The 12,155-nt window shown below is 70.9% G+C and carries 10 protein-coding genes (1 of these 10 running past the window's edge); 8 read left to right on the forward strand and 2 right to left on the reverse strand.

The window, feature by feature from the left end; genetic code table 11:
- Positions 1-5: 5 nt before the first annotated feature.
- The 7 genes from ACE7GA_RS18910 to ACE7GA_RS18940 all read left to right on the forward strand — a co-directional run bounded on the left by ACE7GA_RS18910 (position 6) and on the right by ACE7GA_RS18940 (position 6,390).
- A complete protein-coding gene (locus ACE7GA_RS18910; RefSeq protein WP_376089963.1) occupies positions 6-1,061 on the forward strand; it encodes a helix-turn-helix domain-containing protein in 1,056 nt (351 codons plus the stop codon).
- 93 nt (positions 1,062-1,154) lie between these two features.
- Positions 1,155-2,297, forward strand: a complete 1,143-nt coding sequence (gene ispG, locus ACE7GA_RS18915; protein ID WP_376089966.1) for a flavodoxin-dependent (E)-4-hydroxy-3-methylbut-2-enyl-diphosphate synthase — start codon at positions 1,155-1,157, stop codon at positions 2,295-2,297.
- The gene (locus ACE7GA_RS18920; RefSeq protein WP_376089969.1) at positions 2,294-2,461 is read left to right on the forward strand and encodes a hypothetical protein; all 168 of its coding nucleotides are present in this window, start codon (positions 2,294-2,296) and stop codon (positions 2,459-2,461) included. Before ispG ends, ACE7GA_RS18920 begins: the two co-directional genes overlap by 4 nt.
- A gap of 38 nt (positions 2,462-2,499) precedes the next feature.
- Positions 2,500-3,747, forward strand: coding sequence for a histidine--tRNA ligase (gene hisS, locus ACE7GA_RS18925; protein ID WP_376089972.1), 1,248 nt, complete (start codon positions 2,500-2,502; stop codon positions 3,745-3,747).
- Positions 3,747-4,802, forward strand: coding sequence for a peptide chain release factor 1 (prfA, locus tag ACE7GA_RS18930; RefSeq protein WP_376089975.1), 1,056 nt, complete (start codon positions 3,747-3,749; stop codon positions 4,800-4,802). The genes hisS and prfA overlap by 1 nt, the downstream gene beginning before the upstream one ends.
- Positions 4,803-4,830: 28 nt before the next feature.
- A complete protein-coding gene (prmC, locus tag ACE7GA_RS18935; RefSeq protein WP_376089978.1) occupies positions 4,831-5,697 on the forward strand; it encodes a peptide chain release factor N(5)-glutamine methyltransferase in 867 nt (288 codons plus the stop codon).
- A gap of 330 nt (positions 5,698-6,027) precedes the next feature.
- A complete protein-coding gene (locus ACE7GA_RS18940) occupies positions 6,028-6,390 on the forward strand; it encodes a DUF4167 domain-containing protein (RefSeq protein ID WP_376089981.1) in 363 nt (120 codons plus the stop codon).
- Between the two features lie 26 nt (positions 6,391-6,416).
- Here ACE7GA_RS18940 and ACE7GA_RS18945 read toward each other — a convergent pair whose 3' ends face one another.
- Complete coding sequence (locus tag ACE7GA_RS18945) at positions 6,417-8,594, reverse strand: glycogen debranching N-terminal domain-containing protein (protein WP_376089984.1); 2,178 nt, start codon at positions 8,592-8,594, stop codon at positions 6,417-6,419.
- An 83-nt stretch (positions 8,595-8,677) separates the two neighbouring features.
- A complete protein-coding gene (locus ACE7GA_RS18950; RefSeq protein ID WP_376089987.1) occupies positions 8,678-9,457 on the reverse strand; it encodes an MOSC domain-containing protein in 780 nt (259 codons plus the stop codon).
- Between the two features lie 167 nt (positions 9,458-9,624).
- Here ACE7GA_RS18950 and clpB point away from each other — a divergent pair, with 167 nt between their 5' ends.
- Positions 9,625-12,155, forward strand: partial view of an ATP-dependent chaperone ClpB gene (gene clpB, locus ACE7GA_RS18955; protein ID WP_376089990.1) — the 5' portion only. The gene runs 70 nt beyond the window's last position; only the first 2,531 of its 2,601 coding nucleotides appear in the window; its start codon is at positions 9,625-9,627; the stop codon falls past the right edge of the window.

The raw sequence follows: 12,155 nt of genomic DNA on the forward strand, positions 1-12,155 counted from the left end.
CGCGCATGGTAAAGAACGACATGGCCTCCGCCGAGGCCGCCCGCGTCGGCGAGGAATTGCGCGACGCCCGGCTCGCCCTCGGCATCACCCTCGACGAGGTGTCCGACCGGCTGCGCATCAACCGGCGCTACCTCGCGGCTCTCGAGGAGGGTCGCAGCCGCGACCTGCCCGGTCCCGCCTACGCGCTGGGCTTTGTGCGGACCTACGCCCGCAGCCTCGGCCTGAACGCGGACGACCTGGCACGGCGCTACCGCGACGGCCCTGCCAGCCCCCGCGGCCGCACCGACCTCGTCTTCCCCGAGCCGGTGACGCAGCGGGGGATGCCCGCCGGCGTCGTCATGCTGATCGGTGCGATCGTGCTTGTCGGTGGCTACGCGGCTTGGTGGTCCTGGAGCGGCTCGGCCGACCGCGTCGTGGACAACATCCCACCCCCTCCGGCCCGGGTGGAACAGGCGGCGCGGGAGGCCGTGTCCTCCCTTTCGCCAACCGGCGCCGATACAGCGCCGGTTCTGCCGCCTACCCTCGGCCAGGCCGTGCCGGGCGGCCGCCCCGGGGTCACTCCGCCGGCCCCGGGCGCCGCCCCGGGCAGCCCGGGCAACGTCATGATCGGCCAGGCGCGGCCCCCGGCCGCCGCGCCCCAAGCCGGCCCCGGCACCGCTGGGACGCCGGGTCCTGCGGCCGTCACGCCCGCCGCCCCGGCCCCGCCGCCCGTGACGCCCGCCGCGCCCGCGCCGGATGCAAGCCGCGTCACCCTCCGCGCGACGGATGAGGCCTGGGTCCAGGTCCGGGATTCCCGGTCCGGCCAGGTGCTGCTGAACCGCGTCCTCCGCGCCGGGGAAGCCTTCCAGGTCCCGGGTGGTCGCGAGGGCCTGGTCTTCTCGACCGGCAAGGCCCAGGGGCTGGAAGTCGTGGTGGATGGCCAGGCGACCCAGGTCCTGGCCGGCCGTCAGGGCGTCGTCCGCGACGTCGCCGTGAACCCAGACACGCTCCGCGCCGCGCGCCCGCCCCAGGCGGCCGGGCCGGGCACCGCGACGGCCACCCCCGGCCCCGCCCCGCGCTGACGGGCCGCCACCTGGGGACCTCCCGGGCGGCCGCCTACGCCTTGGCCTTCCGGGGCCGCCCTGCCATATCCCTCGCGCGTCGAGAGGCCCCCCATGTCCTACCGCCCGTACCAGCACATCGAGCGTCGGAAGTCCCGGCAGATCCACGTCGGCAAGGTGCCCGTCGGCGGCGACGCCCCGATCTCCGTCCAGACCATGACCAACACGCCGACCGAGGACGCGCAGGCGACGATCGCCCAGATCCGCCGCTCCGAACTCGCCGGCGTGGACATCGTCCGCGTCTCCTGCCCCGACGAGCCGAGCACCGCGGCGCTGGCCGAGATCGTGCGGGAGGTGAACGTTCCCGTCGTTGCCGACATCCACTTCCACTACAAGCGCGCGATCGAGGCCGCCCAGGCCGGCGCTGCGTGCCTACGCATCAACCCCGGCAACATCGGCAGCGCGGAGCGGGTTAAGGAAGTCGTCCGCGCCGCGAAGGACCATGGCTGCTCCATCCGCATCGGCGTCAATGCCGGCTCGCTTGAGAAGCACCTGCTGGAGAAATACGGCGAGCCCAACCCCGATGCGCTGGTCGAGAGCGCGCTTTGGCACGCCGACCACCTGCTGCAGAACGACTTCCACGAGTTCAAGATCAGCGTGAAGGCGAGCGACGTCTTCCTCGCCGTCGCCGCCTACCAGCAACTGGCCGAGGCCTGCGATCACCCGCTCCACATCGGCATCACCGAAGCCGGCGGGCGCCGGACCGGCACGGTGAAGTCGGCGATCGGCCTCGGCAGCCTCCTCTGGGCCGGCATCGGCGACACGGTGCGCGTGTCCCTGTCCGCGGAGCCGGAAGAGGAAGTGCTGGTCGGCTGGGAGATCCTGAAGTCGCTCGGCCTGCGCCACCGCGGGGTGAAGATCATCTCCTGCCCGTCCTGCGCGCGGCAGGGCTTCGACGTGATCCGCACGGTGGAGAAGCTTGAGGAGCGGCTGGCCCATATCGACGTGCCCATCACGCTGTCCATCATCGGCTGCGTCGTGAACGGCCCGGGCGAGGCGCTGATGACCGACATCGGCCTGACCGGGGGCGGGGAAGGGACCCACATGGTCTATTCCGCCGGGAAGCGCGACCACACGATCCGGACCGGTGACATGGTGGACCACATCGTCGATCTCGTGGAGCAGAGGGCCGAGGCGGTCCGCGCCGCGAAGGCCGCCGAGGCCGCGCCGACCCCTGAGCCCGCCCTGGCCAAATGAGCGACGACGCGCACCCGGTCCTCAGCGCCTTCGAGCAGGCCATCCTCGACCTGCTGGAGGAGTTCGAGGAAGGCCACGGCCTGCTGGAGGATGACGACGCCGTCGTGCTCGACCGTGCCAAGGACCTGCTGCGCCAGGCCGTCGTGGTGCTTCGGGAGGGGTAGGGACAAGGTGAGGCGCGGGTGCTAATCCACCGCCCCCCATGGCCCAGCCTCTCCAGCCCGCCCGCGGCACGCATGACCTGATCGGCGAGGACTTCCGGCGCCACCACCACGTCGTGGACACGGCCCGGCGCGTCGCCGCCCTCTACGGCTTCGAGGAATGGGCGACTCCGATCTTCGAGGACACGCGCGTCTTCTTCCGCACCCTCGGCGAGACGTCGGACGTCGTGACGAAGGAGATGTACACCTTCGAGGACCGCGGCGGGGACAGCGTCACCCTGCGTCCCGAGTATACGGCTGGGCTGTGCCGCGCCCTCGTCACCAATGGCCTGACCCAGACGCTCCCGCGCAAGGTGTTCGCGGCGGGACCGATGTTCCGCTACGAACGGCCGCAGAAGGGCCGCTACCGCCAGTTTCATCAGATTGACCTGGAGGTGCTCGGCGCCGCCGAGCCGCTGGCCGATGCCGAGGTGATCGCCTGCGGCTGGCACATCCTGTCAGACCTCGGCGTGGCCGAGGGCACGGTGCTGGAGATCAACACCCTCGGCGACGCGCCGTCCCGCGATGCCTATCGCGCGGCCCTCATTGCCTATTTCCTGGGCCACAAGGACGGGCTGTCCGCCGAGAGCCAGGCGCGGCTGGAACGCAATCCCCTCCGCGTCGTGGACAGCAAGGACGCGAAGGACAAGGCGATCGTGGCCGATGCGCCCACGATCCACGCGCACCTGACGCCGGAGGCCTCGGCCTTCTACGACTCCGTCCGCCGGCACCTCGACCGCTTCGGCGTGCCCTACCGAGAGAACCCGCGCATCGTGCGCGGCCTGGACTACTACAGCCACACGGCCTTCGAGTTCGTCACCGACCGCCTGGGCGCGCAGGGCACCGTCCTCGGTGGCGGCCGCTACAACGGCCTCGTCGAGGAAATGGGCGGCCCTTCAACGCCCTGCGTCGGCTGGGCCGCAGGCATTGAACGCCTGTCGCTCCTCTTGGAAGGCGCCGGCCGCACCCCGCCCGCGCCGCGCCCGGTCGCCGTCATCCCGGTCGGCGAGGCGGCGGAGGCCGTGGCGCTCGACGCGGCGCAGGCACTGCGCCGCGTCGGTCTAGCGGCCGAGGTCGCCTACAAGGGAAACCTGAAGCGGCGGATGGAGCGTGCGAACAAGCTCAATGCCCGCGCCGCCGTCATCATCGGCGACGACGAGATCGCAGCCGGCACCGTCCAGTTCCGCGACCTCGACGCCGGCACGCAGGAGAGCGTGGCGCTGGCGGAGCTGCCCGCGCGCTTGTCCTGATGGCGCTCCCCCAGAAACTCGACCGCCTGCTGACCCGGGCCGACGAGATCCGGCACGCACTCGGCACCGCCGACGGCTCCCGCTTCGGCACCTTGTCGAAGGAACTGTCGGACCTCGAGCCGATCGTCGCGAAGGTCGGCGAGCTGCGCGCCGCCGAGCGCGCGCGGGATGAGGCGGAGGCACTGCTCGCGGACCCCGAGATGCGCGAGCTGGCCGAGCCGGAGTTCCTCTCCCAGAAGGACCGCGTTCCCGTGCTGGTGCGGGAAATCCGGATCATGCTGCTGCCGCGCGACGCGGCGGATGAGCGCTCCGCGATCCTGGAAGTCCGCCCCGCCGCCGGCGGCGACGAGGCGGGCATCTTTGCCGGCGAAATGTTTCGCGCCTACCAGCGCTACGCCGAGCGGCAGGGCTGGCGCTGGGAAACCCTGGACTACGACGAGAACGAGCTGGGTGGCGTGAAGGGTGCCACGGCGTCCGTCACGGGCCGCGGTGTCTTCGCGAAGCTGAAATTCGAGAGCGGCGTGCACCGCGTCCAGCGCGTGCCGGCAACCGAAACCCAAGGCCGCATCCACACCTCCACCGTGACCGTCGCCGTGCTGCCGGAGGCGGAGGAGGTGGACGTCCAGATCAGCGAATCCGACCTGCGGATCGACACCTACCGCGCGAGCGGCGCCGGCGGGCAGCACGTGAACAAGACGGACAGCGCGGTCCGCATCACCCACCTGCCGACCGGCATCGTCGTCGCGATGCAGGAGGAGAAGTCGCAGCACAAGAACCGCGCGAAGGCGATGAAGGTGCTTCGCGCCCGAATCTACGAGGGCCAGCGCGCCGCCGCCGACAACGCCCGGGCCGCCGACCGCCGGGGGCAGGTCGGCACCGGCGACCGCAGCGAGCGCATCCGCACCTACAACTTCCCGCAAGGGCGCGTGACCGACCACCGGATCAGCCTGACGCTGCACAAGATCGAGCGCGTGATGCTGGGGGAACTGGACGACATCATCGACGCTCTCATCGCCGAGGACGAGGCCGCGCGGCTCGCGGCCGAGGCGGACTGACGTGGCCTGCGAGCCCTCTACTTCGGGAATGGGCGAAACCGTCGGGGCCTTCCTGTGCCAGGCCGGCCAGATCCTCCGCGCCGCGGGTATCGAGCAGCCGCGCTTCGAAGCCCGCCTTCTCCTGGCCCATGCGACCGGCGGGACGCAGGACTCGCTCCTGCGTGACCCCCGCGCCCCTGTCCCGCCCGATACAGCCTCTCGCTTCCGCGCGCTCCTGGCTGCCCGCGCGGCCCGCACACCGGTCGCGCACTTGCTTGGTGAGGCCGGGTTCTGGACCCTGGCGCTGCGCTCCACCCCCGACGCGCTGGTGCCGCGGGCCGACACCGAGACGCTGATCGAAGCCGCGCTCGACGCCCGCCGCGACCGGGCGGCCGTACGGCGCATCCTCGACCTCGGGACCGGCACCGGCGCCCTGCTCCTGGCCGCCCTGTCCGAGTTCGCCGCCGCCGCCTTCGGCCTCGGGCTGGACCGCAGCGAAGCCGCGGCCCGGCTCGCCTTGGACAACGCAGTCGCCAATCGTCTGGACGACCGCGCCGCGTTCGCGGTGGGCGACTGGGATGCCGCCGTCACCGGCCGTTTCGACCTGATCTTCTCCAACCCGCCCTATATCGAGTCGGCGGTGATCCCCGACCTCATGCCCGACGTCTCCCGGTACGAACCGCATCTCGCCCTGGACGGCGGCGCCGACGGCCTGGACGCCTACCGCGCCCTGGCCCGCGCCCTGCCACGCCTTCTGGCCCCGCGTGGCCTCGCTGTCCTCGAACTCGGTCACGGGCAGGAAGTGCCGGTGTCCGGCCTCATGCACGACAGCGGCCTGACCGTCCTGGCTTGCCGCCCCGACCTCGCCGGCATCCCCCGGGCGCTCATGCTGACGCTTGCCGTAGACCCGACCTGATCCGGGCGCGAAAAAACCGTTTGGAGGAATCGGGCGGGGACACTAGGTTCCCGTCACGGCTCCCCCCATCGCGCCACCTGGCACAGGTCGCGGCGGATCGGGCGGGAAGGTTGATCCCGCGGGCGAGCCGACCGGCACAACTCTCAGCGCCACGTCTCGCCAAGTGATGGGTTCGCCCATCGCGTACGGGCCGCGGGCCCGAAGGTGCGAACACCACAGACCATGAACATGAAGCGCATGCGCGGCCGCGGGAACTACCGGGGGGGTGGCCATGGCGGTGGCGGCCACGGTGGCGGCGGCGGTCCCCGTCCCAACACCAACCACCAACCCATGAACCGCAACCACGTGTTCGACTCGATCGGACCGGATATGCGGATGCGGGGCACCGCCCAGCAGCTTTTCGAGAAGTACCTCCAGCTCGGCCGGGACGCGACGAGCTCCGGCGACCGGGTCGCCGCCGAGGGCTACTTCCAGCACGCCGAGCACTATTTCCGCATCCTCGGCGCGATGAACCAGGTCCAGGGTCAGCAGCCACAGGGCAATGGCGGCTACCAGCAGCGCCGCTACCAGGGCAACGACGACGGCCCACCGCCGTCCGAGGGTGTCGAGGAAGTCGGCCCCGTCAACGGCCATGCAGGCCCCGATGGCTCGCACGAGGCCGTCGAGACCGAGGGCCGCGAAGCCCTTCAGTAGTCGGCCAGTAGCCGGGACGTCCGCGATCAGGCGATGACCGCCACCTCCAGCGGGCCGGTGCGGCGCAGCACCCTCACGGTGACGCCGCCCTCGCCGCGGCCGCGTCGCAGCAGAACCTCCGCTGAAGCCTCGCCGAGCCGCAGGTTGCCGACCCGCAATTCGTCGAGCCAAGGCGGCAGGATCGGGCGGACGAAGCGGATCTCCCGCTCCTCCGGCCGGAAGGCCACGCCGAGCATCGCGCCCAGCGACGCATGCGCAGCCGCCGCCGCCCAGGCTTGCGGGATGCAGGCGACGGGATAGGTGGTCGGCGGCTCCCCGTCCCGCCGCGGGAACCCGCAGAACAGTTCGGGCAGCCGCTTGTCTTCCATCGCCAGCGCGCTTGCGTAGAGACCGCCCAGCAACGCCTCCAGCGGCGCGTGCAGCCCGTAGCGCTTCAGCCCCAGCGCGATCAGCGCGTTGTCGTGCGGCCAGATCGAGCCGACGTGATACGACATCGGATTGTACCGCGCCTGCCCCGCCGCGACGGTCCGCACGCCCCAGCCGCCGAAGCCTTGGGACGACATCAGCGTGCCGGCGATGCGCGCCGCGCGGTCTGGCGAGGGCAGCCCCGTGAACAGTGCGTGCCCCGGGTTGGAGGAACGCACACGGCAGGGCCGCTTTGCCCCGTCCAGCGCCATGGCATAGGTGCCTAGCGTTTCGTCCCAGAACGCCTCCTCGATCCGCGCCCGCGTCTCCTCCGCGCGGTCTGACCAAAGGTCGGCCTGCCCTTCCTGCCCAAGCGCGCGGGCCAGCCGCGCCGCGCCGCGCCAGGCGGCCTCGGCATAGGCCTGTACCTCGATCAGGGCGATCTCCCCCTCGGCCGGCGAGCCGTCCTCGTGAAAGACGCTGTCCCAGGAATCCTTCCAGCCCTGCTGGATCAGTCCGTTCGCCGAGCGCCGGTCGTATTCGACCAGCAGGTCGCCATCCCCGTCGCCGTGCCGCTCGATCCAGTTCAGCGCCGCGACGATGTTGGGCCAGATGCCACGGATCAGCGCGAGGTCGCCCGTCCGCTCCGCGTAGGACGCGGCGAGCATGACGAAGAGCGGCGTCGTATCCACCGACCCGTAATAGAGGCCGAAGGGAACCTCGCGCAGTGCCGCCATTTCGCCCCGCCGACGCTCATGCAGGATCTTCCCCGGCTCCGCATCACGGGACGGATCCATCGCGGTCGCCTGGTGCGCCGCATGGAAGCGCAGCACGCCCGCAGCCAGCGCCGGATCGGACCAGAGGCACAGCAGCGCCGCGACGATGGAGTGCCGCCCGATGGGGCAGGAGAACCAGGGGATGCCGCCATAGGGCAGGGGGCCTTGCTCGGTCTCGGTCGTCAGCATCGTCAGGTCCGCCTGCGACCGCGCGAACCACGCATCGAAGGCTGGATTGGAGGATGTGACCGATGCGTGTTCCCCTTCCCGCCGCCGCGCCCAGGCACGGATGCCAGCCAGCAGCGGGTCGAAGGCCGCCGGCGCGGGACCCGGCTCCGGCCCGGACTCGCAGGCGATCGCGACCTCGATCCGCCGCTCCTCACCCGGCGTGAGCGTCAGGGGCCAGCGGTTGTCGCGCCCGGGCTCGTCCGCCGGCATTGGATCGAAGCGCGCGAAGGTGCGCCGCTCGACGCCGTCCAGCCCGCGATAGGCGAACACGACGCCGTCCTCCGTCGCGCGCGGCGGCAGGCGTTCGCCACGACGGGCGCGTCGCTGCCCGCGCACCTCGAAGATGTCGGCGAAATCAGCGCCGAGGGAGAGCGTCACGTCGAAGGCGATCGGCGCGTTCCCGAAGTTCCGGAGCGTCAGCCGCTCCCGCATCAGCCCCGCGCCGAGCACGACCTGACGCTCCAGGTGGATCGTGTCGCGACGCGTCCGCGCGGCGTCCGGCAGCTCGGGATTCGTCAGGTTCACCGTCAGCAGCGCGTTGTCCGCGCTGACCGCGGAGGACAGCAGCAGCGGCCGCGCGCCGCCCACCCGGAGCGCGAGCCGCGACAGGAACCGCGTGTCGTCGTGGAAGAGCCCCTCTGCCGTCGGCCCGAACGCCTGTGCATCGCCGAGGTGGTCGAGAACGAGGAAGGACGGGCCGTTCTTCAGCGTGCGAGGACGGTAGAGCGTGTTGGCAGACGTTGCCGCGATGTTCCACGCGCCGTCCTCGCGATCCGAGGACCCCTCTTCGTCCAAGCCGGACCTCCCAACCCTTAACCCACGTTAACGCGGGCGAGCATGGGCGGCCGAACCGGCCGCGGCAAGCGTTCCGACGCCGGTCAGACCGGCTCGAGCGCGTCCCCGACCGCGACGCGACCGCCCTCCAGCACGGCGGCGTGCACGCCAAGGTCCTTGTGGCCGAAGTGCTCCTGCAGCAGACGGGGCACGTCGCAATCCCGTTCCCCCGTTGCGAGGTCCACCTGGGTCGCGGGGCAGCGCACCGTGCGCTTGAAGACGGAGAGCCGCGCCCCGCCCAGGAGCAACTCCTGCCCAACCCAACCGAATTCCGCCCAGGGCGCGAGGCCCGAGATGTAGAAGTTGGCGCGGAACCGCAACGGATCGAGCTGCCGTCCGAGCGCCTGTTCCACCGCGGCGAGGCTCGCGAGGTTGATGATGGACACGCCCTTCTTCACCTGGTCCGTGAAGGCGTGGCCCGGCGCCTCGGTGAACCATGGTGCGCGGGGCGATCCGTCCGCCGCGGTGCCGTAGCGCGCCTCCTCGCCGAGGAAGGCCGTGAGCCACGCCCCCAGCGCGTCCCGCCCGGCCGCCGTGCGCGTCGGCGCGACCATCGGCACATGACCCGCGGCCGCGAGCGACAGCGTGCCGTCATGCGGGTCGAAGGCTGCCCGGACCAGCACGACCTTCGCGTTCTTCATCATGCAGGCGAAGTTCTGCTTCGGCAGGAAGCGTGGCGACGCCGCATCGAACTCGGTGTCACCTTGGACGAGCGCGAAGCGCCGGTCATGCGGAAGGGTCTGACCCTCCGTCAGCGCCACCTCCTCCAGGCTCTCGGCCGTCAGGCCCTTCACGGGATAGCGGTAGATCCGTTCGATACGCATGGAGAAATGAAACGTCCTCGCCCCGTCGGGCCTTGAAGGGCCGGCGCTGGCGCTACCACATCGTTCAGTGATGCCCAAGCCGTCGCCTCGTGAGGGGCGGGGAGGGCGGTCGCCAGCGATACCGCGGGACCTACGCCAGTGCGCGTGCCCGCGGCGGAGGGACATGCATGGATATCGAGAAGCTCACTGAGCGCGCGCGCGGCTTCCTGCAGGCCGCGCAGACCATCGCGATCCGCGAATACCATCAGCGCATCACGCCGGAACACCTGCTGAAGGCGCTCCTCGACGATGAGGAGGGCGCGTCAAGCGGCCTGATCCGCGCCGCCGGCGGCGACGCCGTCGCGGCGAAGCGCGAGGTGGACGCGGAGGTCGCGCGGAACGCACGCGTCAGCGGCGGTGGTGCCGGCAACCCGCAGGTCACGCCGGACCTGGTCCGCGTGCTGGACGGCGCCGAGCGCGCCGCGACGAAGGCCGGCGACTCCTACGTCGCGCAGGACCGGCTGCTGGTCGCGCTGGCGGCAAGCGATGCCACGGCAGGCCGCATCCTCGTCAAGGCCGGCGCGACGGCGCAGAAGCTGGAGGCCGCCGTCGAGGACATCCGCAAAGGCCGCAAGGTGGACAACGCCACGGCCGAGCAGTCCTTCGACGCGCTGAAGAAGTACGCCCGCGATCTCACGGCGGCCGCGCGCGACGGCAAGCTCGACCCGGTCATCGGCCGCGACGAGGAGATCCGCCGCACCATCCAGGTGCTGGCACGCCGCACCAAGAACAACCCCGTCCTGATCGGCGAGCCTGGCGTCGGGAAGACCGCGATCGTCGAGGGCCTCGCGCTGCGCATCGTCAACGGCGATGTGCCGGAGGCGCTGAAGACCAAGCGTGTCCTCGCGCTCGACCTCGGGGCGATGGTCGCCGGCGCCAAATATCGCGGCGAGTTCGAGGAGCGGCTGAAGGGGGTCCTCACCGAGATCGAGTCCGCCCAGGGCGAGGTGATCCTCTTCATCGACGAGATGCACACCCTCGTCGGCGCTGGGAAGGCGGATGGCGCGATGGATGCGTCGAACCTGCTGAAGCCTGCGCTCGCCCGCGGCGAGCTGCACTGCGTCGGCGCCACCACGCTCGACGAGTACCGCAAGCACGTCGAGAAGGACGCGGCCCTCGCCCGTCGCTTTCAGGCCGTCTTCGTCGGCGAGCCTTCCGTGGAGGACACCATCTCCATCCTCCGCGGAATCCGCGAGAAGTACGAGCTTCACCACGGGGTCCGCATCGCGGATTCCGCGCTGGTCGCGGCGGCGACGCTGTCCAATCGTTACATCACCGACCGCTTCCTGCCGGACAAGGCGATCGACCTCGTGGACGAGGCGGCGTCCCGCCTGCGCATGCAGGTGGACAGCAAGCCGGAGGAGCTGGACGAGGTGGACCGCGACCTCATGCGCCTGAAGATCGAGCGCGAGGCGCTGAAGCGCGAGACGGACGTCGCCTCCCGCGACCGGCTGGAGAAGCTGGAGCGCGAGGTTGCGACGCTCGAGGAGCGTTCGGCCGAACTGACCACCCGTTGGCAGGCCGAGAAGGACCGGCTCGTCTCCGCCCAGAAGGCGAAGGAGGAGCTGGACAAGGCCCGCACGGAGGTCGAACTCGCGCAGCGCAAGGGAGACTACGCGCGTGCCGGCGAACTGACGTATTCCGTCATCCCGCGCCTGGAGAAGCAGATTGCCGAGGCCGGCGACAGCGGCGGGCGGCTGGTGAACGAGGCTGTGACGGAAGAGGGGATCGCTTCCGTCGTCTCACGCTGGACCGGCGTGCCCGTCGAAAAGATGCTTGAGGGCGAGCGGGCAAAACTCCTCCGCATGGAGGAGGCGCTGCGCCGCCGCGTCGTCGGCCAGGAGGAGGCGTTGGAAGCCGTCTCCAAGGCGGTGAGGCGCGCCCGCGCCGGCCTGCAGGACCCGAACCGCCCGATCGGCTCCTTCCTGTTCCTCGGCCCGACGGGCGTCGGCAAGACGGAACTGACGAAGGCGCTGGCAGCCTTCATGTTCGACGACGACCGCGCGCTGCTGCGCGTGGACATGTCGGAATACATGGAGAAGCACGCCGTGGCGCGCCTGATCGGCGCGCCGCCGGGATATGTGGGCTACGAGGAAGGCGGCGCGCTGACTGAGGCCGTTCGCCGGCGCCCCTATCAGGTCATCCTCTTCGACGAGGTGGAGAAGGCGCATGAGGACGTCTTCAACATCCTTCTTCAGGTCCTGGACGACGGCCGTCTGACGGACGGGCAGGGGAGGACGGTGGACTTCCGCAACACACTCATCGTCCTGACATCCAACCTCGGTTCCGAGGTCCTGGCGGCCCAGCGGGAGGGGGAGGATGTGGACCTCGTCCGCGGCCAGGTCATGAACATCGTCCGGACCCGCTTCCGGCCGGAGTTCCTGAACCGCCTCGACGAGATCGTCCTGTTCCGTCGTTTGGCCCGGGGCGACATGGGCGCGATCGTCGAAATCCAGCTCGGGCGCCTGCGGTCGCTCCTCTCGGACCGGAAGATCACGCTGGACCTGGACCAGGATGCCAGGGACTGGCTGGCGGAGGCGGGCTACGACCCGACCTACGGAGCCCGGCCCCTGCGGCGCGTCATCCAGCGGAACCTGCAGGACCGACTTGCCAGCTTGTTGCTGGAGGGTTCGGTCCGTGATGGTCAGTTCGTACGCGT

Origin of the sequence: Roseomonas sp. CCTCC AB2023176 (genome assembly GCF_042259275.1) — a bacterium.
Classification (GTDB): Bacteria; Pseudomonadota; Alphaproteobacteria; order Acetobacterales; family Acetobacteraceae; genus Roseomonas.